This window comes from endosymbiont of Lamellibrachia barhami (genome assembly GCF_011947365.2).
Classification (GTDB): Bacteria; Pseudomonadota; Gammaproteobacteria; order Chromatiales; family Chromatiaceae; genus QGON01.
Genome location: NZ_JAAVSH020000001.1, coordinates 1,036,495 through 1,061,272 on the forward strand (window position 1 = coordinate 1,036,495; position 24,778 = coordinate 1,061,272).

The window sequence follows — 24,778 nt, forward strand, 5'->3', positions numbered from 1 at the left end:
GACAACCACTTCGACGTAGTGACCCTGCAGTATGCGACACGTCATCTGCGGGTCATCGATGTCTTCTTGGAGATTAACCGGGTCCTCAAACCCGGCGGACACTTCTATCACTTCGACATGCTGCGGCCGTCCAACAAGTTAATCGAAGATGCCTATTGTCTCTATCTGAAAGGCTGTCTAACAGCGACCTCCTGGGTCATCCGCTCCGGACCCGACGCCGTGGCCTGCCGCGACTACTTCGTTGACGCCATCCGCCTCTTCTACTCCACTGACGAACTCTCTCGCCTGCTCTCGGAGCTGGGCTTTTCCAATGTCATAGGCAGGCCGCTGCTCGGCGGCACCGTTGCCATGCACAAGGCATGCAAGGCATAGCGGAAGCACGAATCGCAAAAACAAATCGCGCCGCGATCGAGCAGCCTATGTGCGGTCGGACTTTTGCGCACAGCTTTACCATTTGGGGTTAAACACAATGACGATTCACAACACACTGATCACCGCCACCGTAATAACCGTGGTACGTCCCCTATTATGCTCGTCCCCTATTATGCTCCGTCCCCTATTACCCTATCCCCTCCAAAAACAACGGCTACTTACAAACAGAGCAGTAGCGATGGAAAGTTCCACTACCGCTAAAGCGATGAGCATTGGATAATCACCTTGAGCCAATCTGGACAAGTAAGCACCAAGTGAAACCATAAGACCTAAAAAGACGAAAAATCGGGGCCGGTAAAACTGCCATAACATAGGCTGCTTCAACCCATTGATTCGCTCTAGATTCCTGTTACACACCTTGATGAACAGGTATTTTGCCTTAATCCACCCGATCACCAATCCACTCAAAACAGCCAACATAACCCAAAGTTGACCAGCCCCGCTCCTACCCGCCTCAAGGAACAAGCCAGTACTTTTAATCAGGAGAACCACAACACCAATATACCAAACCAGTGCGGCCAATCTTTTTAGGGTGAGAGAAGAAGTATTGAGCATTATATTAACGGAAGTTTGAAGTATAGATTTGGGAAAGCCCGTTGGCCTTCGCACCAAGCCTTGTTGGCTGCCCACCATGAACACTTCCGAGCAAAACAGCAAAATTAATTCCTACCGCTGGCATCGTAAGCAATGGTAGGTCCACCAGTTACCCTAACCGCCCCATGCAGACTTGGGCATGCGATAGATCGGACTGGAGAAATCGCTCTAAACCCGCATCCCCCAGACGCCCACGCCTGTCAGAAATATGACAATAAAAAATCCAACGGAAGCCGTAAGCGGTATCTCTTTGATGAAATTCAATTGAGTTTCACTCGCCTGTTTCGATTGCTCCTCTTCCTTGGACGCAGATTGCACATAATACGAGCCCATATCAACATCGGGATAACCGCTCTGACCCGTCACGCTGCTCCGACCCCGCGTACGCTTTTTGCTTGTACTTCCTTCAAAATCCAGATAGAGACTGTTCTCATATGACGCTATTTTTTCGATCATGGGTTTCTTCTGTACGTAGACACCATTGCCTATGGACGGAGAATTGACACTCTGAATCCCGAACTCCGGCACAATGTCGGGAAAAAGTGACGCGGGTGCAGCGTCAAAAAGCGATTCCGGCGCCATATCATAAAGGGAGTGGATAACAGGAAAGATATGTTCAAGTACCATCTCCTCCCTTGCCCATTCAGGATTGATCAAGTCCACTATCAGGGTTGAGGTGTAGAGGCTACGCCAGCTTGACCACCATAACTGCCAGCTATCCAGCATTTGTAAATCCCGTTGGCCAGACCCACCCTTAACCAATGATTCAGATATTTCCGACAGCATGACCGACTCTTCGACCACGGGCTTCTGAATGTCAATTTGTTCCTGAAGGTGCTCGTTACACCCCACCATGTAAAGCGGTAGAAAAAAAACCAGAAGGAAAGTCGAAACGATTTTCATAACACGGACACCTTATCGCAGCTGCACTATCGCGCTGCACTGCTCGTAAACACCGTGTTGATCTTAGAGCAAGGTGATTGCTCCGTATCTTTATAATCAGGTCTTTTAACAACTTCTCACAATGCCGAAAAAAAACTTCACATTCATGCCATGCTTGTTAACAATCGGTCCGTTATTTATGGAGGATGTTAATAATTGTTAACAAAATCATTGAGTCATCAGTTGGACAATCAGTTGATACGCCTCTTCAAATACATCGTCGCCCTCTTCATCCAGCCAATGATTTTCCTTATCGGCATTCAGCCAGGTGAACTGCCTCTTGGCCAGTTGCCGGGTGGCGATAATGCCTCTTTCAATCATCTCTTCCCGATTGTATTCACCTAACAGATATTTCAACATCTGCCGATAACCGACAGCCCGCATGGATGGCAGATCCGGACTCAGATCCCCCCGAAGTTGCAAAGCCTGTACCTCTTCATCAAAACCTGAAGCCAACATTTGATGGAAACGCTTTTCGATACGTTGGTGCAGAATTTTTCGATCTTTTGGTGAACGGACGAGTTTAAGTAGCCGATAGGGCAAAGAGGCTCCACTACCACTTTGTTGCAACTGAGTCATGGAACGACCGGTAATCTCGATCACTTCGAGGGCACGAAGAATACGCTGTGCGTCATTGGGGTGGATGCGTTCAGCGGCAACTGGGTCGAGCTCCGCCAGGCGTTGATGTAACAACTCCAATCCAAGATACTGCTGTTCCATCTCAAGCCGCTTTCGAATGGCGGGGTCGGCTTCCGGCAAATCTGAAAGTCCCTTCTCCAGTGCTCGAAAATAGAGCATGGTGCCACCTACCAGCAGAGGCACTTTTCCCGCAGCGGTGATCTCCGCCATCGCATCCAGGGCATCCTCCCGAAACGCAGCCGCAGAGTAAACATCGGCCGGATCCCGAATATCGATCAGACGATGCGGCGCCTTTGCAAGCACCTCGGGTTCCGGCTTGGCAGTTCCGATATCCATCCCCCGGTAAACCAGCGCCGAGTCGACGCTGATGATCTCCATCGGCAGTCTCTGCACAAGTCCCACTGCCAGCTCCGTCTTGCCGGATGCGGTGGGTCCCATCAGAAAAACAGCAGGGGGTAGTTTCTGTTCCGCCATCAACGACCCCGTAGAAACAGCTTATCCAATTCCGTCATGGAGAGCTGAACCCAAGTCGGACGGCCATGGTTACACTGGTCTGCACGTTCGGTACGTTCCATGTCCCGCAGCAGTGCGTTCATCTCATCCAGAGTGAGACGGCGGTTTGCCCGCACTGAACCGTGACACGCCATGGTGGCAAGCACCTTGTCGATCTCCTCTTTGATTCGGCTGCTCTCACCGAACTCCGCCAGATCGGAAAGCACATCACGTAACAAACGCTCGGCATCCGCTCCCTGCAGGATTGCCGGGATAGCCCGTACTGCCAGGGCATCTGCGCCAAATCGTGAGACCTCAAGGCCAACACTCTCCAATATCGATGACTGATCCTCCGCTAGATCTGCCTCACGGCTACTCACCCGCACCGTCACCGGCACCAGCAGCGGTTGCCGGGTAATGCCCACATCGTTGTAAGTCTGTTTGAAACGCTCATAGGTGATGCGTTCATGGGCGGCATGCATGTCGACCAGTACCAACCCATCATGATTTTGCGCCAGAACATAGACTCCTTGCAGCTGCCCAAGCGCATAGCCCAGTGGTGGCAGGGTTTCATCCTCACTCTGTGGTAGTGGTGCTGCAGAAGGTTTCTGCGCCTGAAAAGCCGCACGATAGGATGAAGGACGTTCGGCAACCCGCCAATCCATGGAGTGCTGCGCGCCGGTAGACGCTCCCGCAATCGGTTCATGCGGTTGGAGAGAGCCACTAGCGGAAGAATCAAGACTGCCTGTGAATGCACCCCCTGCCGGTGCAGCCACATCGGACTCATCCGCCGTTTGCGGGCGTGTCTCCGCCAGTGCGCTGTGCAGGCCACGGAAAAGAAAATCGTGTACCAACCGACCCTCTCTGAAACGCACCTCGTGTTTGGTGGGGTGGACGTTCACATCGACCTTCCGGGGATCCAGCTCCAAAAACAGAAGATATGCGGGATGACGTCCATGATAGAGCACATCCTGATACGCTTGCCGCACCGCGTGGGTTACCAGTCTGTCCCGCACCATCCGCTGATTGACGTAGAAAAACTGCATGTCTGCCTGGGAACGGGAGAAAGTGGGACGGGCCACCCAACCAAAAAATTTCAAACCCACCGCCTCATGTTCCACATAAAGCGCATTCTCAAGAAAAACCGCTCCCAGCAGGTCGGCGATTCGACGCTCTCTGTCGATCTGCTGGGTGCAGGGAGGCAGGGAGAGAATCTGGCGACGATTATGCCGCAGCGAAAAACCCACATCGAAGCGGGCCAGAGCCAACCTTCTGACCAGCGTTTCGATATGGCCGAACTCCGTCTTTTCCGTACGCAGAAACTTGCGCCGGGCAGGCGTATTGAAAAAGAGATCGCGCACCTCAACCGTCGTGCCCTGAGGATGAGCGGCAGGCCGGAGGGTCATCTCTGTTTCACTGCCATCCCCACTGATCTCCCAGGCTGATTCACTCTCCTGATTTCGTGAGGTCATTTTCAAACGGGATATGGAGCTGATACTGGGCAGCGCTTCACCGCGGAATCCCATGCTCTGGATTGCTTCCAGATCTTCGAGACTACTGACTTTGCTGGTGGCATGGCGGGAGAGCGCCAGAGCCAGTTCATTCTCGACGACCCCAACACCGTTATCGCGCACCCGCATCAATTTGACGCCGCCCTGCTCCACATCGATCTCAATGCGATTGGCGCCGGCATCGAGGCTGTTTTCAATCAACTCCTTGACCACCGAAGCCGGACGCTCCACCACCTCGCCGGCAGCGATCTGATTGACCAGTTGTGGGGGGAGTTGTTGAATGTTGTGCATAGACAGGAGATCGCCGTCAGTAAGACCGACGACTATTGTGCCACCACCCGCTCGAGTAAGCAGCTATCAGGAAGAATCAACCGCCGGGGATCTGCAGCACCTGACCGATGCGAATGGTGTCGTTCTTGAGTTCGTTGGTTCTACGCAGGCGATTGAGGCTGATAGCGTATTGCCTTGCGATTGCGATCAATGTCTCGCCACGAGAAATTGTATGGCGGCGGGGAGCTTCCCGCTCCTGTTTCGCTGCCAACCAGGTGCCGGGGGGCGGCTGATAGTTAAAATAGTCAGAAATACCTGCCAGCAAGGCTTTGGCTACCTTTCTCTGGTGGGCCGGATCTTTCAGACGACGCTCTTCATCAGGATTGGAGATAAATGCGGTCTCCACCAGCATTGAGGGAATATCCGGAGACTTCAGCACCATGAACCCAGCTTGTTGCACACGCTTTTTATGCGTCTTGCCCAGTTTTTTCAGCTGGCGAAAGACTCTATCCGCTGCGGTGGAACTCGCCTGCTGGGTACCGGTCTGCGAGAGATCGAGCAGGACCGTGAACAAATCCTCGCCCTTTCCCTTGCCCTCAAATAAAACGCCGCCAACGAGGTCTGCACTGTTTTCCCGCTCCGCCAGCCATTTAGCCGCCTCGTTGGAGGCCCCTCTGCGGGAGAGGGTGTAGACAGATGATCCTCTTACTCTTGAATCCTTAAAGGCGTCTGCATGGATTGAAATGAACAGATCTGCATGGTGCTTACGCGCCTTCGCCATCCGTTTGCGCAAACCGAGATAGTAGTCACCGTCTCTGATCAGCACCCCGCGCATGCCCGGCTTCCGATTAATCATTTTTACCAGTTTGCGAGCGATCGCCAGCACCACGTCTTTCTCATAGGTACCGTGTTTCCCCCTGGCACCGGGATCTTCTCCACCGTGACCGGGATCGACCGCAACCACCACGTCTCTGTTCCCCGGCTTCTTTGCCGTTTTCACCGGGCCGGAGCGGCGCTTGCTGCTCTCCTTTTTGTCGTAGAGATCGACAACCAGCCGGTAACCATACTGGCGATTTGGCTCAAGCAGAAAACTTTTTTCCTTGACCGCCATGTTGAGGTCGAAAACCACTCGCACATCGCGCTTGTTGCGTTCCGCACTGCGCAGCCGGTTGATGAACCTGTTGTTGGATTCAGGCTGAGGCAGTTTTGTGGAGAGCCGGGTATTTTTAAGATCCAGAACAAGCCGGTGCGGTTTGTCGAGGGTGAAGATATTGTGTTTGACCAGGGAATCGGTATCGAAAACCAGTCGAACGTGATCGGGCGCAGACCAGATGCGCAGGTTGCGAACATCAGACTGTCCCGCATAGAGCGGCAGGCTCCAGAAGAGGGCTAGAATCAGAATTGTGATAATTTTTTGCATGTTCCCGATGACCCTGTTAGGCCTATGATTAAAAATAGCACGGACTTCCATTTTTTCCAACCTTTTCGGCCAGATAGCCTGACTTCCTCGCTATAAGTTCAATGTTCCCATTAAACCCTTTGTAAATCCTTGATAAGTTGCTTTCCTTTCTCAGAGTTGGACGAGAGCTTGAGCACTCTGCCCGTTTCCTGATATTCAAGTCTGATCCGCAGGTCAGCCGGAGGCAATACACCTTTACCCCGATCTGGCCACTCCACCAGCAGTATAGCCTTCTCATCCATCAGATCCTGGATGCCGAGATACTCCAGCTCCTCCGGGTCTGCCAGCCGGTAGAGATCGAAATGGTAACACGCCGCCCCCTCCAGTTCGTAGGGTTCAAGCAGTGTGTAGGTGGGACTCTTTACCGCACCCTGGTGACCCAATGCGCGGATAAAACCTCGTGCAAGGGTTGTTTTTCCCGTGCCCAGGTTCCCTTCCAGATAGACGGTTAGCGGCGGTTTACAACGCTTGGCAAGACGGGCGCCGAAGGATTCCTGCTCCGCCTCGTTATGCAGTTCAAGCCTCATAACTGTCACACTCCAAATTGAGCAACGGCCGCAGCTCCGACAAAAGATCGCCAGCCAACATACCCCGTTCGCCCTGCACGGCAGCTCTGTCGCCAGCTGCAGCGTGTAGCGAGACGCCCAGTTCAGCAGCCAATCCGGGGGCAAAACCCTGCACCAGCAATGCAGCGATAATACCTGTGAGTATGTCACCGCTACCACCGGTCGCCATGCCTGGATTGCCGTCACTGCAGAGTGCCGGCGGACGGCTGCTGCCGTCAGTAATCAATGTCCCGGCACCCTTGAGTACCTGGGCGCCGCCAAATCTCTCCTGCAGCGACTTCAATGCCTCAAACCGGTTTGCCTGAATTTGGCTGGTTTTTTCTCCCAGCAGTCGCCCCGCCTCACCAGGATGAGGCGTCAATATCCAATCTGATCTTTTTATCGGCTCCTGCGCCAATAGATTGAGGGCATCTGCATCCACCACCAGAGGCAGACCGGAGGCAAGCGCCTGTTGATAGAGCGATCTGCCCCACTCTCCACGCCCCAGCCCCGGCCCCAAGGCAATGGCATCCGCCCTTTCGATCAGCGGCGCAAGAGATACACCTTTCGTCACGGCGTGACACATCAGCTCGGGACGGCCGATATTGAGCAGTGGTGCATTGTCGGGATGGGTCGCCACGGATACCAAACCAGCGCCAGTGCGTGCAGCTGCTTCCGCTGCAAGGCGGATCGCACCAGAGAAACCCCGGTCGCCCCCAATGAGCAGCAGGTGGCCAAAATCCCCTTTGTGGGCGGTACGTCTTCTGGGCGCCAGCAGTTGAGACTGCTTTTTCCAATCGATACGGCGGGCTGACAGAATCTGCCTGCCGTAGATTCGGGCGGGCAACTCCAGAGCATCAAAATGGATACGCCCACAATAGTCCGGTCCTGCGCCGGTAAACATCCCCTGTTTCAGTCCAATAAAGCTAAGGGTTGCATCCGCTCGAACGGCAATCCCCATGACCTGGCCTGTATCTGAATTGAGGCCGGAGGGGATATCCACAGCAAGGACCGGAGCCTGATGATGGTTGATCGACTCGATCGTTTCGGCCCAGGCACCCGTCACATCTCTCTCCAGGCCAGTGCCCAACAGGGCATCGATAATGAGGTCAGTCTTACGCGGCAGGCCGGGAAACGGGGCTGTCTCACCACCAACCTCTTCCCACTTCTGCGCCATTGTCAGCGCATCACCACGGATACGTGCTGAATCACCAAGTTGCAGCAACAACACCTCCAGTCCAGCTTGCCTCGCCAGGCGCGCCACCACAAATCCATCGCCACCATTGTTGCCCGACCCACATACAACGGTGATGTGGCGGGCCGCGGGCCAGCTTGCCTGCAGCAGCTGGAAGATGCGGGAACCCGCACGTTCCATCAGATCGGCACCGGGAATCTCATATTCTTCGATCGCGATGCGGTCGAACGCCCGCACCTGATCGGCGCGATAGAGGGCGTAGGGCAGCGATTCCGTGTAGGGCATGACTCGCATAAAAAATCGTCCTTTGGGATTAGCGAAAACCTTACCGCGAAGCCGCTCCCGGATACCAGTTTAATTGCGGATCGGGGTATAGTTCGGATTTATGGATCAAGCGCTTATTCCCAATCACGAAGAACTCGCCGCAAACATCAAGATTTGGGGCGCAGAGCTGGGTTTCCAGCAGGTCGGCATCACCGACACTGAACTCCCCCTGGCGGAGGCACGATTCAACGATTGGCTGCAAAAGGGCTTTCACGGAGAGATGTCCTATATGGCCCGCCACGGCAACAAGCGCAGTCGTCCCGCAGAATTGGAAGCCGGCACCCGGCGGATAATCTCAGTACGTCTGGACTATCTGCCCGAACCCATGCGGAAGAGCCGGGAGATACTGGAATCTCCCACACAGGCATTCATCTCACGATATGCCTTGGGCCGGGACTACCATAAGTTGATGCGTAAACGTCTGCAGCAACTGGCCCAAAAGATCAGCGGGGAAGTCGGTGATTTCGGCTACCGGGTCTATGTCGACTCCGCCCCGGTTTTGGAGAAACCGCTGGCGGAAAAAGCCGGTCTTGGCTGGATCGGCAAGCACAGCAATCTGATCAATCGCAAGGCCGGCTCCTGGTTCTTTCTTGGCGAGATCTATACCGACTTGCCGCTCCCTATCGACCAGCCTGCATCCAACCACTGCGGCAGTTGTCGCGCCTGTCTCGATATCTGTCCGACCCAGGCCATTGTCGAACCCTATGTCGTGGATGCCCGCCGTTGTATCTCCTATCTGACTATCGAACAACAGGGTGCAATCCCCGAATCGCTGAGAAGCAGCATCGGCAACCGCATCTACGGCTGCGATGATTGTCAGCAGATCTGTCCCTGGAACCGTTTTGCAAAAATCGGACGTGAGCAGGACTTCGCCCCGCGCAACGGCCTCGACAGCGCCACCCTGACAGCGCTCTTCGAATGGGATGAAACGACCTTTCTGAAACGTACCGAGGGATCTGCAATACGCCGCATCGGCCACCAATCCTGGCTGCGCAATATTGCAGTGGCACTGGGCAATGCACCACCTTCAGAAAACATCGAGGCCGCGCTCAAGGTGCGCGAACATGACCCGGCAGAACTGGTGAGAGAGCATGTCCGCTGGGCTTTGGCCAGACAGCGCAGCAAATCACCGGGTTAAACGGGTTCGCACCGCCATTATACTCTTCGCCGACAACCATCCGGCAAGTACACCCAACATATCCACGACCACATCACTCAGCCGAGGCGTTCGCCCGGGCACGAAAAACTGCACGACTTCTGACGACACTGCCAACAGCAACAAGCCAAAAAGCACACTGGACAGACGCGCCTTTGAATCAAGAAACAGCCCAGCGGAGAGCAGAAAAAAACCGAGCAGATGTCCCAGTTTGGAGATGTCCCAACTCACAGGCCAGAATGCCAACGGGTCAAAACCATGGTGGTAGCGGCCTATCTCAAGATGTATACCCAGCCACTGCCCCAACTGCTGGATTTGCACTTCGATGGCCTGCTTAACCTCCAGAGGCTGCAGAATACCCCCCACGATCAGCAGCAACAACAGCACAATCATCCAGCCTTGGGGGGTGGACCAATAGTGCTGTAGCAGCAGTCGCAGGGCCCACAGGCCAGTGACCAACCATAGGAGTGCCAACAGTAATTTCCCGGCACTGAAAAGCGTCTGAGGCTCCGCCTGGTGCAGTGCAAGCCCCCTGACCCAGATCCTGCCCGGCACATGGTAGAGGCCGATCTCAAGACGCAATTCAGCGGCCTCTGCAGGCACAGTGACAAGCAGCGAATAACCTCGCCACTCGTTATCGCCAATCAGACCGGTGAGGATATACGGTGTATGGTAGAACCCTTGCCCGAAGCTGTCATAGGCAATCAACTCCACCCTCGCCTCATGCCAACTGCGTCTGCCGCTCTCGACACTCGACGTCCTGACCTCTCCCTGCAACAGAAGTTGTTTGGGCAGACCTTGAGCATCCAGTTTCTGGATCACGCTGCTCGATTCACTTCCCGGCGCATTGTCGACAAGCAGTTCGGCCACAGCGGCGGGCTTTGATACTTCGCTCTTGCCTGAACCCAGCTGCCATCCCGCCAGGCCCTGCTCGAACAGGGGGTTATTCAACAGCTCTGGACCGATGGGTTTGACCGGTGAAATTGAAGTAAAAAAAAGCAGCGTCAGTGCCGCGAGCAGCAGCACAACCCAGCTCACAGGTCTGATCAAGCGCAGTGGATCAGGCAATGGAGTCGGGTCAACAAGTGGGGTTTGCCGGTTCCGCTGCGCTTGAACAGGCCTACATCACCATCAGGAAAGACGCAGGAAATTATCACGGTAGAATTTCAGCTCGGCGATAGAGTCGCGAATATCGTCGATCGCCAGGTGCTTCGACTCTTTGGTAAAACCATCAGCCATATCAGGCGCCCAGCGCTTCGCAAGCTCTTTCAGCGTGCTGACATCAAGATTGCGGTAGTGAAAATAATCTTCCAGTTTCGGCATGGTGCGGGCCATGAATCGACGGTCTTGGCAGATACTGTTGCCACACATCGGGGAGGCTCCAGCAGGCACGTATTGCTGTAAAAACGCCAGCGTCTCCGCCTCTGCCGCCGCTTCATCATGTTCGCTTTCACGCACCCTTGCGATAAGACCGGAGCCGCCATGCTGTTTCTGATTCCACTCGTCCATGCCATTGAGCAGGGCTTCTGATTGCCGTACCGCGATTACGGGTCCCTCAGCCAGAATATTGAGGTCGGCATCGGTAACAATGGTTGCGATCTCGATGATCTCATCATTGACTGTATCCAGCCCCGTCATCTCCAGGTCGAGCCAAATCAGGTTGTTGGGATCTTGAGTCATGCACGAATCCTCAATAAATACAGGTTAATAACGGGAGTCTGACGGATAAACCCGACAGACTCCAAGGCGCGAATTCTAGCAGGAAGCGGGCACAGACTGTATTCTTCCCCCATTGATCTGATCCGAACGACCCATTCCAAGCTGAAGGAGCCCGTTACTTGATGCCGTTTTTCACTCAACTCTTCCTGCTCGCCCTGGCCGCAGGCACGATTCTGCAACTCTGGCTGCTGGCCCGTCAGACACGCTATGTTGCTGGCCACCGGGAGAAAGTGCCCGAGGAGTTTTCCGGCCGGGTAGAGCTCGACGATCATCAGAAAGCCGCCGATTACACCGGAGCCAAAACAGGTATTGCACGGCTTGAGGTTATCTTCAGCACCCTGCTTCTGCTGGCCTGGACACTGGGCGGTGGCCTCGATCTGTTCAGCCGTTTCTGGAATGGATTGGGTTTCGACACGCGCCTGACGGGCGTCGCTTTTATCTTTTCGGTATTTTTCATCTCCAGTTTACTGGATCTGCCATTTTCACTCTGGCGCACCTTCAAGATCGAAACCGCCTTTGGCTTCAACCGCTCCACCCTGGGTGGTTTTTTCAAAGACCGCCTGCTGGGTACGGCCATAGGTCTGGTGATCGGCGCCCCCCTGCTGTGGATCATCCTCTGGCTCATGGATTCGGCGGGAGTCTACTGGTGGCTCGCGGCCTGGGCTGTATGGATCAGTTTCACCCTGACCCTTACCTGGGCCTATCCCCGCATCATCGCCCCCCTGTTCAACAAGTTCACTCCGTTGGAAGCAGGCGAGATGCGCGACCGGATTCAGGGTCTGCTCAGACGCTGTGGTTTCACCAGCGACGGTATCTTCGTGATGGATGGTTCCAAACGCTCCAGCCACGGCAACGCCTACTTCACCGGATTCGGCAAGCACAAGCGGATCGTCTTTTTCGATACCCTGATCGAGGCTCTCACACCGGACGAGATGGAGGCCGTACTGGCTCACGAACTGGGCCATTTTCGCCGTAAGCATATTCTCAAGCAGATGGTAATGATGGCGCTGATCTCGCTTGCCGGTCTGGCGCTGCTGGGTTGGTTGTCGCAACAGATCTGGTTCTATACCAATCTGGGCATGACTCAACCCTCCAACGCGGCGGCACTGCTGTTGTTCATGCTCGCAGCACCTGTCTTCACCCTCTTCTTCTCCCCTATCGGCAGCTATATCTCGCGCCGGCATGAGTTTGAGGCCGACGACTATGCTATCGCACAAACTAAAGGGGAATATTTAGTGCAGGCGCTGGTCAAACTCTACCAGGATAATGCGAGCACCCTGACGCCGGACCCGCTCTACTCCATGTTTCACGACAGCCATCCACCAGCACCGGTGCGCATTGCCCACATAACAGGACAATCTTAAGGATATGAGGATAACTTGATGACTAGAACCCTAATAATAATCACTTTGATCTCAGCTGCCTACAGCACCACCATACAGGCAGCCGACGTCAATGCAGGCAAGAAATTGGTCGACAATAACTGCACCCGCTGCCACGGCTCAGAGATCTACACACGGAAAGACAGAATGGTCAACACGCTGCCGGGCCTGCACAAACAGGTACGCCGTTGCGAACAGATGCTGGGGCTGACCTGGTTTGACGAAGATGTCGACAATGCAACCGCCCATCTCAACGAACAGTTCTACAAGCTGAAATAAGGTTATATTGATGGAAAAGCACTAATGTCCCGGCGTCGCCTCACTCAGCAGCAACGGGCCAGGATAGAGAGTATCCAGGAGCGGCGGCGAACAAAACTCGCTGAACGTGCCGAACAGAACCTGTCGGATGCCGGAGATACCCCATCACAGGAAGGCAGGGTGGTTATCCGCCATGGCGCCACCCTCGGCGTCGCGGATGAGAACGGCCAGGTCTTTCAATGTCTGATCCGCCAGAACATCGGACACCCTGTTTGTGGCGACCGGGTAATCTGGCAGCCGGTGGACGGTCATAATGGTGTGGTCACTGCTCTCCAACCCAGAGCGAGTGTGCTCAGCCGCCCCGACTACAGCGGCCGCGAGAAACCTCTGGCCGCCAACATCACCCAACTGGTCGTAGTGCTCGCGCCCGAACCAAAACCCAGCGGCTATCTGCTCGACCAATACCTGATCGCCGCCGAGACCATTGGGGTTCGGCCGCTGATCGCAGTCAACAAGATCGATCTGCTTGAAAACGAGGAAAAACAGCACTTTCTCTCTGCTTACGATCTCTATCGCAGGATTGGATATGAGTTGGTGGAGGTTAGTGCAAAACTGGCCCGCGGTCTGGACAGCCTCATCCAACACCTTGCGGGAGAGACCAGCATCCTGGTGGGGCAATCGGGGGTGGGGAAATCCTCTCTGATCAACGCACTGCTGCCAAATCTGGAGATCGAAACCGGCAGACTCTCGGAAGCTTCAGGATTGGGACGACACACCACATCGGCCGCAACCTGCTATAACCTGCAGGAAGGGGGAGAATTGATCGATTCCCCCGGCGTGCGCAGCTTTCGACTGACCAAGTTAAGCAGGAGACAGCTGGAACAGGGGTTTCCCGAGTTCCGCCCTTTTCTCGGCCACTGCCGCTTCAATAACTGCTCACATCAGCATGAACCGGGATGCGCCATCAGGCAGGCAATCGAGGCGGGGGGAGTCTCCCCCCAGAGGTTGGATAACTTCCTCCATCTGGCACAATCCACCACTTCCGGGCAGAGTTGAGCGCTGGAGGTTAATTCGAGTTGCCAGAGGCCTTGCTTGGGGTATCCATAACCTGGAAGGTCGACGGGTCGTCACCAAATCCGGTGCCGCCGCCCTTGCCTTTCCCGATGTTGTCGGGGGAGATCAACATCTCGGTGAAAGACTGGTTGTCCTCAACGTAGATTCCATCTCCGCCTTCATCCGAAAAATCACCCTGGCCAAAATAGTCGGGTGACGCTGTCGGATCTCCGGCCTGACCGGCAAAAGCGCTGGGGATGAAAAAAACCAGCAGCCCGATCATTATCCTGGTCAATCGCTTCACTTGCCCCACTCCCGATTTTGTTCAAAATCTGTATTCATCTTCCAGCTGCTTTAAACACGGCAGGAACCTATTTCTGCTCGGCCAACATACTGAATTCTTAAGCCGATTACCATATTTGTGTCTCGAAGTTCACATTTTCAGCTTATTGCCAGTGGTAAAAAAACGGCTTGGTTTTCACTCTGATGAAAAAGGTGTTTCTGAACAGCAGCTAATGATTGGGTATCAGAGCAACCAGATCAGCCCCACCAAGCACCGATTTCCCGACAATCAACTCGCCTCCATAGGCACTGATGATGTCACTCACCACCGCCAGCCCGATGCCCTGGCCCGGCTGTTGCTCATCCATGCGCCTGCCTCGCTGCAAGACACTTTCAGCCTGAGCTTGAGGGATACCTGCCCCGTCATCCTCAACGTGCAATTCAATACCATCTCCGGTAGCGAGGCCGGATACCCGCACTTGCTGACTGCCATATTTCCAGGCGTTGTCCATCAGATTACCCATAAATTCCATCAGATCGCCCTCATCACCTGAAAACCCGAGATCGTCCGGCAGATCCAGCTCCCAGCGGATTCCCTTTTCCAGATAGACCTTATTGAGCGTTTTGGCAATCCTTTCCACTGCAGCCACCACCGGAATAGTGCGGGACAATGTGGAACGTCCGGATGCCGCAGCCCGCTGCAACTGGTGACTGACGATCTGGTTCATGCGGTCAACCTGGTCAGCGAGTTGACGATTTTCATTCCGATCACCTGTTTCCGGCTGATCGGCCATACTTTGCAGGATTGCCAGGGGGGTTTTGAGACTGTGGGCAAGATCACCCAGACTGTCCCGGTATCGCTGCTGTCTGGACTGAGCCTGGCGGATCAGAGAATTGATGCTGTCTGTCAGCCCGGTCAACTCCTGCGGATAGACCCCTTTGAGTTGATCCGATCCCCCGGATTCAATATCACTCAGCTCATCGGATACCTTGCGTAGCGGAAACAATCCCCAACGCAACACGCCCCCCTGCGCCAGTAACAGCACCAGTGCCGCACCACCCAGCCAGTAGAAAAGTGTATTGCGAAAGGCGCTGATCTGCACCTGATGCGGCTGCATGTCTTCCACCACCGAAAGCACGTAACGGGTTTCGACCCCGTCAAAATCCTCCCAGGAGACACCGAAGCTCAGGGCAACCACTTCGCCGCCATTACCGGAGCGGACCTGACTGAAACGCCGGTCCCCAGGCTCCACCGACGGCTCCCCAATATTCAGATGACGCCCCACAGCTGAGGCAGAACGCCAGTCGAACGAAATATCGGGACTGTGGACCTCTGCATAAAATCCGGAATCCGGCAGGTTGAAACGGGGGTCAGAGAGTATTTCCGGCATCGTCAACCGACCCAGATCATCCTCCCCCGCCGCTGCCAGCAGGGCATAGACGCTGGCCTGCAAACTCTCCCTCAGCGCCTTCTCTGCGCTGGATCGAAAGGCCTTGTCCAAGGCCACCCCAGTCAAACCCAGGAAGGCTGTCAGCACCAAGCTTGCAGCCAGCAGCAGGCGGAAGTGAATCGATAGATTCATCCCGATCTGGCAAGTACGAAACGGTATCCCCTGCCCCGCAGGGTCTCGATCGGTTTGTAGCATTCTTTGGGATCGAGTTTTTTACGCAACCGGCGGACAAAGACCTCGATCACATTACTGTCACGATCCCAATCCTGGTCGTAGAGATGCTCGGTCAATTCGCTCTTCGAGACCACCTCGCCGGCATGCATCATCAAATATTCAAGCACCTTGTATTCATATGCGGTGAGATCGATGAGAGCGCCATCGAGTCTGACCGTCTGGCTACGGGTATCCAACTCCACCGGACCACATGCCAATACCGGCTGGGACCAGCCCGCCGCCCGCCGCAGGAGAGCATTCAACCGCGCCAGCAACTCTTCGACATGAAAGGGTTTGACCAGATAGTCGTCCGCACCCGATTCAAGACCTTCAACCTTGTCCTGCCAGTTGCCCCGTGCGGTAAGGATCAGGATTGGAAAATGTTTACCCGATTTCCGTAGTTCGCGGATCACCTCGATGCCTGACATCTCCGGCAGACCAATATCCACGATCCCCACGTCAATGGCATACTCCCGCCCCAGGAAGAGTCCTTCACGACCATCCGCTCCGGCATCCACGGTAAAACCTTCGCGGCTCAACCGTTCGACCAGCGGCTCTCTCAACTCCGCTTCATCTTCTACCAACAAAACACGCACGATTTTGTTTCCTCTATCTGCGGCGATTGCCCGCAGGCGTATGCTTACGCCCCCTGGGAAGCTGCCGCCCACTTCTAACGTCGATCTGCATCCGTTTTACCCGTCCCTGACTATCAAGGATGCGGATATCGTAGATCTCCCGGCCTTCCCACTCACGGGTCTCGGCCGATATCACTCTGCCGTCACTATCACGGCGGGCACTCTCAACCGCCTGATCCAAGCTTATACGATTACCCGCCAACGAGGCATCAGCCCCAAGCAATATCAATAGCAGCCACATAACGTTCAGCTTTCGAGTCAGACGCATTTCGGTTCAACCTGTGCCATGAGAGGAAAACCGTACTGCCTGCGCATCGCCTCGATCTTCCAGCCACGAATTAAATATCATCCACTGGGGTGACACCAACCCGAACACGAATCCGCTTGCCCGGATGGTGTTTGGTGCGAGTGGTGAACACCTTGCCTTTATAACGATACTTTACACGATAGCCGACCAACTGTTCTTCATACTCGGTATAAGTTTCGACCTCGCACTGCCGTTCCGTGGTAGTGGTATAGTATCCCCCGCGCCGGTTCTGAGAGATATCGTGGCCAATCGAGGCGCCCAACAGCGTACCGGCAATGGTAGAGGCATCGCGGCCGCGACCCCGGCCGAACTGATTACCGACCACGCCACCGAGGATGCCGCCGAGCACGGTGCCGGTATAGGATTTACGCCTCGGCTGGTAGTGGGTGACCTGTTCATCCCAACAGTGCTTTTCAGGCCTTGAGATCTCAATGGTCTTGTAGATGGGGTCAACATCGATAACCTTGGCGGTGTCCCGGTAGTTGTGGCCGTGGCCGGCGGTTGCACTCATGGAGGCAGCCAGCAAAACGGTTCCGAGTGTGATGGCGATCTTTTTCATGGTTCTCTCCTAAACGATGTCTTAACCATTTGGACGAGACCTTTGACTCATCCTTTGATTACAGACTACGCTCTGCAAACTGAACCGGGCCTTAACCGGAAAATCGATCACTCGGCACGATTTAGTGGAGCTACTTGGAGACAGACGTAGGCCCGATCAAGCGCAGCGGATCGGGCAAACTGAAATTGATAATTGCCAAGGGGCTGCCGGTTCCGCTACGCGTGAACCGACCTACTCAAACTTAGTGTTCAGCAATCAGAGCTTCTGCGCCACGATCATGGCAACATCCCGAGAGCCTTTCCTGAGATCCCCCAAGCGGTTCTCCTCCCGATAGAAACGGACTGAAAGGGGTGACAAGAGTGCGATGAGTTCATTGTCGCCAAGTCGATACGCAGGATTTGAGGGACCGGTGTCAGAAACTGCAATGCGGGTAAAGGTCTGGTAGAAGATCAACCCTCCCGGCTTGAGGGCGGCAATCAGGGCCGGCATCAAGCCACGATTGAGAAAGTAGCTCACCACAATCACATCAAAGGCGTTCTCCGTTAGCAGGTTCTGCTCCACATCCCGTTGCTCCGCATTGAGAGCCAACCCAGCTGAAGCCGCCAGATGTTGTAACCGTTCAACCGCAACGCTGGAGATATCCCATGCGCTGACCTCCAAGCCGGATCTGGCCAGTTCCAGTGCATTACCACCCAACCCGCAGGCCAGATCCAGCGCATTTCCTGTTTCAGGCAACAGATGAAGGTTCTCCAACAGCACTTCAGCTGCCGATGGCTGCTTGTCGGGATCAGCGTGGCGCTGATCCCACATCGCCTTGAGTTCGGCTGTGGCCTTCTCCATCAGAGGGCATCCAGGCCGCGAGCCAGGTCGGCCTGGATATCGGCAATGCTCTCCAGTCCCACGGCGATCCGCAGCAACCCGGCAGAGATACCAGAGGCAGCTTTCTCCTCATCGGAGAGGCGCCCGTGGGTGGTGGTGGCAGGATGCGTGATCGTCGTCTTGGTGTCTCCAAGGTTGGCTGTGATCGAAAGCATGTTCGTCGCATCGATCACAGACCAGGCCGCCGGCTGACCACCCTTGAGTTCAAAGGAGAGAATCCCCCCCGCTGCCTGCTGTTGTTGCAGTGCTATCTCATATTGGGGATGGGAAGTCAGCCCCGGATAGTGGACCCGGGCGACCTGCGGATGCAACTCAAGCCACTCTGCCAAAACCTGAGCACTCTGCGAATGGGCCAACATACGCAGTTGCAGCGTCTCCAGGCCCTTCAGAAACACCCAGGCGTTGAAAGGACTCATGGTCGGACCGGCGGTACGCAGTACACCAAACACCTCTTCTCCAACGAGTTTGCTGTCACCAACTACCGCACCGCCAATGCAACGGCCCTGTCCGTCCAGGTACTTGGTGGCCGAATGCACCACAATATCAGCGCCCAGTTCCAACGGCCGCTGCAGGGCGGGTGTACAGAAACAGTTATCCACCACGAGCAGACAGTCGTGCGCGTGAGCCAATGCCGCAAGGGCCTGCAAATCAGTGATTTCGGTGAGCGGATTCGATGGGGTTTCAAGAAACAGCAGCCTTGTCTCCGGGCGAATCGCCTGTTCCCAGGCGCCCAGGTCACTGAGTTCAACAAAGCTGGTTTTTATGCCGAACCTGCTTAGGTATTTATTGAAAAGTACCGTGGTGGTTCCGAAAATACTGCGTGAAGAGACGATATGGTCCCCCGCTTCGAGCAGGCCCATGCAGGTGGCAAGAATTGCCGCCATACCGGAAGCGGTGGCGACGCAGGATTCGCCCCCCTCCAGCACCGCCAAACGCTCTTCAAAGGTGCGTACTGTGGGATTGGTGAAGCGGGCATATATATTGCCCGGCTCATCTCCGCTGAATCTTGCCGCCGCCTCCGCGGCACTGCTGAAAACAAAGCTGGAGGTGGGAAAGATGGGTTCACCATGCTCCCCCTCTGCTGTTCTTGTGTGTCCTGTACGGATTGCCTGGGTGGCAAACTCCCAGAGAGTTGGGTCATCTATCGGCATCTTTTACTCCTGTCGTAGTGCGATCAACAAGGGTGCTGCCGGATCTAAGCGACCTAAACAAAAAAACCGCCCAACGGCGGCTAAAGCAGATACCCTCGCTTTAGCGGTATTTATCAAGCGCCCGCAATTTGAGAAAAATCAGCGCTTCAGGAAGATTAGCTCCGGCATCAATATGTGTCAATCACTGCTGGGAGAAGTAGTCTGCGAGAAATTGATCGAAAGAGATCTCATCCGCTGACTCGATAACACGCTGCTGTTCCCAGGAACGCTCCGCCTCTTCGGTGAATACCCGCTGCCGTTCAGCAGAAAGCTGTTGCTTTAAAAAATAGTTCTGATGGTTGTGGGAGATTCGCTGGGCAAATTCAAAAAAACTCTCTCCGTTTTCCCGCATCTCTGCCAACATCCTGGCAGAAGGCGTCAACTCGGGATACCGCGCCCGTTCACTAAGCTGTTCAAGCGCCCTGCCGTAGGTTCGTACACCTGTTCCCTGATCCAGGATTTCACATACCGCCTGCATCGATTCACAGATCTCAAGCGCCCAGTCACGCAGACGTATCTCCCGGCCATTCCGCTGCAGAAAAAGTTCAGGATCTCTCCCACGGTGAGCAGATGCCCCTTCATTGCGATCGATCTCCCGTTGCTCGAAGACATTGATCGACGGGCTGTCGAGCAGTTGGCAGAACAGCATGAATGCTTCCAGAAAATAGATCTGCTGCTCATCTATGCCCAGTGGATGGAAGGCATTGACATCCAATGACCTGAGTTCGACATATCGCACCCCTCTGCGCTGCAGGGCAAGAATCGGCTTCTCCAGGCCATCCGGAATCTGCTTTGGACGAACGGTACTGTAGTACTCGTTCTCGATCTGCAGAATATTGGCGTTTAACTGTTCGTAACGGCCATCCACTTTGACTCCAAGCATCCGGTAGATTGGGCAGGCTGTCTCGGTGGCCCGTCCCAGGGTCTCGATATAGGCGTCCAGACAATCGTAGCAGGCCTTGATGCCCGTCCCCTGCTCCTTGCTGTTCTGGTAACCGATATCCCCCATACGCAGGGAGGTGGCATAGGGATAGTAGTAGGTGTATTTATCGAAGGATTTGAGATTGGTCGCACGGCCACCCAAAAACGATTTACAGACAGCGGGAGAGGCACCGAACAGATAGGGAATCAGCCATCCGAAACGCTGCAGATTTCGCAGCATGCCGAAATAGGATTCTGTGATAAATCGTTGTAGATCCCCTTGGTTCCCCTCCTGCTCCTGAAACAGGGGCCAGAAGCGCTCAGGCAGCGAATAGTTGAAATGCACGCCGGCAATGACCTGCATCACACGTCCATAACGATGCCCCAGTCCCCGTCGATAGACCGTTTTCATGGTACCCGCATTAGAGGCGCCATAGCGGGCCAGCGGAATGCGCGCCCCTCCCTCGACCACGCAGGGCATGCTGGTGGCCCAAAGCAATTCATTCTCCAGATGATCGTAGACAAATTTCTGGGCATCGCGAAGAAATTCGAGAGGCTGTTTTCTGTCGGCAAAAGGCGGCGTAATGAACTCTGTCAGCGCCTCTGAGTAGTCCGTGGTGATATAGGAATGGCACAGGGGAGAACCAAGATTCAGTGGATGCGCTGCCTGGGAGATTCCCCCGCTACTGGAAACCCGTAAACTCTCCTTTTCCAGGCCAACGAGTCCCCCACGCAGGAGATCTGTCGATCGGTCCCGCACTAGTCGAAGCAGCCGCTGTTCCAGTTTTTTGTACAAGACCCGCGCAAACCTTAGGGCATCTTAAAAGACCGGGGATTATAACTCGCAGTTTATTATCAAACACTGATATTTTTTCCGGTCATCGCCATACTGATTTAAAATAATAAACTGAAGTTTATTCCTCTTTGGCCGATAGTATTACGATAATAAGGCGAAAATGGTTTCAGACATGAATAATAATATTGACAGAGTACTGGTTTGGGCAGCGATAGCCCTGCTCATTATCGCAACTGCCACGGCATTTCTTTCACCTGATTCAACTACCACACGCTGGCTGCTATTGATCAGTATGCCTCTGCTTGTGTTTGCAATCCTCTGGGGACAACGCATCAGGGCTCGATACAAACGCATGAGACGACTGGCCCAGGAGTCTCTGACAGCCGCCATCCGCGACTATGAAGTAAACTCCAACCAGGCAATGGGGAAAAGTTCCCGGCAATTCAATATCTTGCGGAATTCCATTGAGCAGGCTGGAAATATCATGACTAACGCTACCCAGCGTCTCTCAGGAAGCCTGACCGGACTGGAGCACGAATCCACTGGCCAGCGGGAGAAGTTAAAGGAGATGGTGGATGAACTCCTGGTGCTGGTTTCGAGCGATGATCAGAAAGAGCAGGCCAAGGGTATACAGAAATTCACCCTCGAGACGGAACAGCTCATCAGCCGCTTCGTCAATACCGTGACTGACCTCAAGAGCGCCAGTGACCAGATCGCCGTCGAGTTTGGCAGAATGAACCAGCAGATTGAGGGGGTTGGCAACCTGCTGAACGACGTGAACACCATCACCGCACAGACAGATCTGCTGGCCCTCAACGCCGCAATCGAGGCAGCCCGGGCGGGCGAGGCGGGTCGTGGATTTGCGGTGGTGGCAGATGAAGTCCGGAGTCTGGCGCAGCGAACCAGTCAATTCAGTGAACAGATTCGCTCACTACTGTCGGAAATTGAAATATCGATCAAAACCGTCGACGCTGCGGTGGAAAAAGCGACCAACACCGATCTCAGTGTTGCTGCCAAATCTCAGGAGAGTGTTGCCTTAATGTGGGATGAGATCCAGGGGCTCAACAACAAGGCCTCACATCAATCACAATCGATTGCGGGAATTTCCGAGAATATTCATCATCTCGTTATCGAGGGTATCATCTCCCTTCAGTTCGAAGACATCGTCAATCAACTGCTAATCCAGATAGGAGACCGTTCCCGGAAGATGGAGCGCTATCTGCACGACGTAATCACAATTCAGCATTCATCAGGGGAACTGGACGCAGCGGGTTTCCAGCAACGGACTCAACAATTGCAGGCACTGCTCTCCTCCGCCGACAAACATTTCGGCGACATGGATGAGACAGCGATCACCCAGGGTTCAGTGGATGAGGGGGAGGTGCAGCTGTTTTAGGGGACTGTCGGGGAACGAACCGCCTCGACCATTTAGCGCATCACGGCTCTTGGCGCTCGCAAATGAATCGAATCCGCTAGTATTCTTGCGGTTTCATTGAGTTGGATCAGGCTGGCGGCTTCTCTCTCGGCTTTATCGGCCTCGTCATTATGGTCATCCCGGTCACGATCCGTTTTGATGGACTCCATTCCGCTTGCGATACGGAAGCGGTTTTTATGGTCCATCCGTTCTTTTTCACGCTGATCCCACTCTAGTTTGCGTCGACGCTCCAGCAAGGTGATTTCGGTACGTTCTTCAATCTCCTCGATGCGCTTCTCCTGCTCAAGCAGCATCTGGAAACCGGCATCTTTAGAGATTCGGCCCTTATGGCGATCCAACAGGTGGGAGACTGCGTTAACCCCTTTTGGGGCATAGCTGGCTGCCTTGATCTGCGCCCAGGGTAGCGCATTATCCAAAGAGCGCTCGCCATGTTTGGCCGAGTAGCAGGCCATTGGGAAGAGGATATCCGGAACCACACCACGGTGTTGGGTACTACCGCCGTTGATGCGGAAAAATTGCGCCATAGTCAGCCTTAGTCTGCCGAGGTCATCCTCATTGCTCGGTACAAAACGCCCCAGATCGACCAGCGTCTGCACTGTACCCTTTCCAAAAGTCGGCTCGCCGATGACAATACCCCGCTGGTAGTCCTGGATGGCACCAGCAAAGATTTCAGAGGCTGATGCACTGTTGCGGTCCACCAAAACCGCCAGCGGACCATCGTATGCAATACCTGTGTCGGAATCCCGCTCCACTTCGATCTTCCCGAAGGCGTCCTTGATCTGCACCACGGGGCCTGTTTCTATAAAGATTCCCGTCAGCTCGGTCGCCTCCGAAAGGGAGCCGCCGCCATTCTGGCGCAGATCGATAACGACGCCATCCACACCGGTTTTTTTCAACTCGGTAATCAGCTTACGCACGTCTCTTGTGGTACTGCGAAAATTCTCTTCCCCCCGCCCTTCCGCCGCAAAATCCCGATAGAATGTCGGCACCTCAATCACGCCGATGCGCAGCTTTCCCATCCCATCCAAACCGTCGATCACCGAACTCTTTGCGGCCTGTTCCTCCAGCTTGATCTTGTTGCGAACCAGTGTCACCAATTGGGTTTTGCCTCCGGAACCGGCATCTTTCGGCAGAATCAGCAATCGTACGACCGTACCCTTGGGTCCACGAATCTTCTCCACCACATCCTGCAGGCGCCAACCAATAATGTCGAGGATATCGCCCTCGAGCCCCTGGCCAACCCCGACAATCCTGTCACCGGCATGCACATCTCCACTAAATTTTGCGGGGCCTCCGGCCACTGTTTTCTGCACCACAGTAAACTCATTATCCATGCGCAATACGGCGCCTATGCCTTCCAGAGAGAGGCGCATGCTGATATCGAAGTTCGCTGAAGTGCTGGGCGACATGTAACTGGTATGAGGTTCCAGACTCAAGGTGTAGGCGTTGATGAAAGCCTGGTAGATGTCGTTTGAATCAAACTGGCTGATCCTGCGCTGCAGACCTTCATAGCGTTTTTTCAGAGTTTTACGAATCTCATCGTCTTCCTTGCCGGTCAAACGCAGGTTCAGAAAGTCATTTTTGACCCGTTTACGCCAAATATCCTTCAATTCAGCCCGGGTTAGGGCCCAAGGCGCATCTTCCCTGTCGAACTGGTAGACCTCATCAATCGAAAAATCGAAACCGGTGTCCACCAGTTTGAGTGCAGTTTCGACCGCCTCATCGACCCGCTTCCGATAGATGCGGAATATCGCAAATGCCGGTTCCAGCCGGGCATTCAGCAGATAGTTATCGAGTTTATCCCGGTACAGGGAGATCCCTTCGATATCTTTGGCAGTAAAAAAAGATCGGTTGGGGTCGAGCGAATCGAGGTAACGATCCAGTAGTTGCTCAGACATCTCATCGTCCAGCTTCGCTTTCTTGTAGTGATACTTGTTTATCACCTTCAGAATGATCATGGTGGACTGACGATGTTGCTGAGTTGGCTTGAGTTCATCGAGTGGCAGGACACGTCTTTCACCCCACGCCTGAGAAGACGCGAGAAACAGCGCAAGCAGGGTATAGACACTCTTCCTAAAAAAAATCATTCATCCACCTGTATGGGATCTAAATTCAGCAGGCCGCTGAAAAAACACAAAT

Annotated in this window: 24 protein-coding genes; 6 read left to right on the forward strand and 18 right to left on the reverse strand. The window is 54.5% G+C overall.

The window, feature by feature from the left end; translation table 11 throughout:
• Window positions 1-372: class I SAM-dependent methyltransferase (locus G9Q73_RS04655; RefSeq protein ID WP_177418755.1), on the forward strand; the 372-nt coding region annotated here is incomplete at its 5' end.
• A 192-nt stretch (window positions 373-564) separates the two neighbouring features.
• Here the strand turns inward: G9Q73_RS04655 and G9Q73_RS04660 are convergent.
• From G9Q73_RS04660 to G9Q73_RS04690, 7 genes are all read right to left on the reverse strand, one after another.
• A complete protein-coding gene (locus G9Q73_RS04660) occupies window positions 565-1,065 on the reverse strand; it encodes a hypothetical protein (RefSeq protein ID WP_177418756.1) in 501 nt (166 codons plus the stop codon).
• Window positions 1,066-1,194: 129 nt separating this feature from the next.
• A complete protein-coding gene (locus tag G9Q73_RS04665; RefSeq protein WP_177418757.1) occupies window positions 1,195-1,929 on the reverse strand; it encodes a hypothetical protein in 735 nt (244 codons plus the stop codon).
• Window positions 1,930-2,136: 207 nt separating this feature from the next.
• Window positions 2,137-3,081 carry a tRNA (adenosine(37)-N6)-dimethylallyltransferase MiaA gene (gene miaA / locus G9Q73_RS04670; RefSeq protein ID WP_177418758.1) on the reverse strand — a complete coding sequence of 315 codons (945 nt, stop codon included), beginning with the start codon at window positions 3,079-3,081 and terminating at the stop codon, window positions 2,137-2,139.
• Window positions 3,081-4,901, reverse strand: coding sequence for a DNA mismatch repair endonuclease MutL (mutL, locus tag G9Q73_RS04675; protein ID WP_177418759.1), 1,821 nt, complete (start codon window positions 4,899-4,901; stop codon window positions 3,081-3,083). The genes miaA and mutL overlap by 1 nt, the downstream gene beginning before the upstream one ends.
• Before the next feature lie 76 nt (window positions 4,902-4,977).
• A complete protein-coding gene (locus tag G9Q73_RS04680; RefSeq protein ID WP_177418760.1) occupies window positions 4,978-6,300 on the reverse strand; it encodes an N-acetylmuramoyl-L-alanine amidase in 1,323 nt (440 codons plus the stop codon).
• 110 nt (window positions 6,301-6,410) lie between these two features.
• On the reverse strand, window positions 6,411-6,866 hold the full coding sequence (gene tsaE / locus G9Q73_RS04685) for a tRNA (adenosine(37)-N6)-threonylcarbamoyltransferase complex ATPase subunit type 1 TsaE (protein ID WP_177418761.1): 456 nt from the start codon (window positions 6,864-6,866) through the stop codon (window positions 6,411-6,413).
• The gene (locus tag G9Q73_RS04690; RefSeq protein WP_369408834.1) at window positions 6,856-8,373 is read right to left on the reverse strand and encodes an NAD(P)H-hydrate dehydratase; all 1,518 of its coding nucleotides are present in this window, start codon (window positions 8,371-8,373) and stop codon (window positions 6,856-6,858) included. The genes tsaE and G9Q73_RS04690 overlap by 11 nt, the downstream gene beginning before the upstream one ends.
• Before the next feature lie 91 nt (window positions 8,374-8,464).
• On the opposite strand from G9Q73_RS04690, the gene queG reads away from it, so the two are divergent.
• Window positions 8,465-9,541, forward strand: coding sequence for a tRNA epoxyqueuosine(34) reductase QueG (queG, locus tag G9Q73_RS04695; RefSeq protein WP_177418762.1), 1,077 nt, complete (start codon window positions 8,465-8,467; stop codon window positions 9,539-9,541).
• On the opposite strand, the gene G9Q73_RS20345 is transcribed toward queG, so the two are convergent.
• Together G9Q73_RS20345 and orn are read right to left on the reverse strand one after the other, a co-directional pair.
• The gene (locus G9Q73_RS20345; RefSeq protein WP_177418763.1) at window positions 9,530-10,597 is read right to left on the reverse strand and encodes a VanZ family protein; all 1,068 of its coding nucleotides are present in this window, start codon (window positions 10,595-10,597) and stop codon (window positions 9,530-9,532) included. The two genes, queG and G9Q73_RS20345, sit on opposite strands and share 12 nt — an antisense overlap.
• 93 nt (window positions 10,598-10,690) lie before the next feature.
• Window positions 10,691-11,239 carry an oligoribonuclease gene (gene orn / locus G9Q73_RS04705; protein ID WP_177418764.1) on the reverse strand — a complete coding sequence of 183 codons (549 nt, stop codon included), beginning with the start codon at window positions 11,237-11,239 and terminating at the stop codon, window positions 10,691-10,693.
• Window positions 11,240-11,400: 161 nt separating this feature from the next.
• On the opposite strand from orn, the gene G9Q73_RS04710 reads away from it, so the two are divergent.
• From G9Q73_RS04710 to rsgA, 3 genes are read left to right on the forward strand one after another with little or no spacing between them, the layout of a single operon-like run.
• The gene (locus G9Q73_RS04710) at window positions 11,401-12,642 is read left to right on the forward strand and encodes a M48 family metallopeptidase (RefSeq protein WP_177418765.1); all 1,242 of its coding nucleotides are present in this window, start codon (window positions 11,401-11,403) and stop codon (window positions 12,640-12,642) included.
• Window positions 12,643-12,660: 18 nt separating this feature from the next.
• Entirely contained in the window at window positions 12,661-12,939 is a 279-nt protein-coding gene (locus tag G9Q73_RS04715; RefSeq protein WP_177418766.1) for a c-type cytochrome, read from the forward strand.
• A 24-nt stretch (window positions 12,940-12,963) separates the two neighbouring features.
• On the forward strand, window positions 12,964-13,974 hold the full coding sequence (rsgA, locus tag G9Q73_RS04720; protein WP_177418767.1) for a small ribosomal subunit biogenesis GTPase RsgA: 1,011 nt from the start codon (window positions 12,964-12,966) through the stop codon (window positions 13,972-13,974).
• A 10-nt stretch (window positions 13,975-13,984) separates the two neighbouring features.
• Here the strand turns inward: rsgA and G9Q73_RS04725 are convergent, their stop codons facing one another.
• From G9Q73_RS04725 to gshA, 8 genes are all read right to left on the reverse strand, one after another.
• Complete coding sequence (locus G9Q73_RS04725) at window positions 13,985-14,275, reverse strand: hypothetical protein (RefSeq protein ID WP_177418768.1); 291 nt, start codon at window positions 14,273-14,275, stop codon at window positions 13,985-13,987.
• Between the two features lie 208 nt (window positions 14,276-14,483).
• Complete coding sequence (locus G9Q73_RS04730; protein WP_177418769.1) at window positions 14,484-15,836, reverse strand: ATP-binding protein; 1,353 nt, start codon at window positions 15,834-15,836, stop codon at window positions 14,484-14,486.
• Window positions 15,833-16,513 carry a response regulator transcription factor gene (locus G9Q73_RS04735; RefSeq protein ID WP_177418770.1) on the reverse strand — a complete coding sequence of 227 codons (681 nt, stop codon included), beginning with the start codon at window positions 16,511-16,513 and terminating at the stop codon, window positions 15,833-15,835. Before G9Q73_RS04735 ends, G9Q73_RS04730 begins: the two co-directional genes overlap by 4 nt.
• 13 nt (window positions 16,514-16,526) lie before the next feature.
• Complete coding sequence (locus G9Q73_RS04740) at window positions 16,527-16,820, reverse strand: PepSY domain-containing protein (RefSeq protein WP_177418771.1); 294 nt, start codon at window positions 16,818-16,820, stop codon at window positions 16,527-16,529.
• Between the two features lie 70 nt (window positions 16,821-16,890).
• Entirely contained in the window at window positions 16,891-17,418 is a 528-nt protein-coding gene (locus G9Q73_RS04745) for a glycine zipper 2TM domain-containing protein (protein ID WP_177418772.1), read from the reverse strand.
• 255 nt (window positions 17,419-17,673) lie between these two features.
• A complete protein-coding gene (locus G9Q73_RS04750; RefSeq protein ID WP_177418773.1) occupies window positions 17,674-18,258 on the reverse strand; it encodes a class I SAM-dependent methyltransferase in 585 nt (194 codons plus the stop codon).
• Window positions 18,258-19,448 carry an O-succinylhomoserine sulfhydrylase gene (locus G9Q73_RS04755; RefSeq protein WP_177418774.1) on the reverse strand — a complete coding sequence of 397 codons (1,191 nt, stop codon included), beginning with the start codon at window positions 19,446-19,448 and terminating at the stop codon, window positions 18,258-18,260. The genes G9Q73_RS04750 and G9Q73_RS04755 overlap by 1 nt, the downstream gene beginning before the upstream one ends.
• Before the next feature lie 181 nt (window positions 19,449-19,629).
• A complete protein-coding gene (gene gshA, locus G9Q73_RS04760) occupies window positions 19,630-21,204 on the reverse strand; it encodes a glutamate--cysteine ligase (RefSeq protein ID WP_177418775.1) in 1,575 nt (524 codons plus the stop codon).
• A gap of 568 nt (window positions 21,205-21,772) precedes the next feature.
• On the opposite strand from gshA, the gene G9Q73_RS19960 reads away from it, so the two are divergent.
• Window positions 21,773-22,600, forward strand: a complete 828-nt coding sequence (locus G9Q73_RS19960) for a methyl-accepting chemotaxis protein (protein WP_439654706.1) — start codon at window positions 21,773-21,775, stop codon at window positions 22,598-22,600.
• Between the two features lie 32 nt (window positions 22,601-22,632).
• Here G9Q73_RS19960 and G9Q73_RS04770 read toward each other — a convergent pair whose 3' ends face one another.
• Window positions 22,633-24,726, reverse strand: a complete 2,094-nt coding sequence (locus G9Q73_RS04770) for a carboxy terminal-processing peptidase (RefSeq protein ID WP_177418777.1) — start codon at window positions 24,724-24,726, stop codon at window positions 22,633-22,635.
• Window positions 24,727-24,778 lie beyond the last annotated feature (52 nt).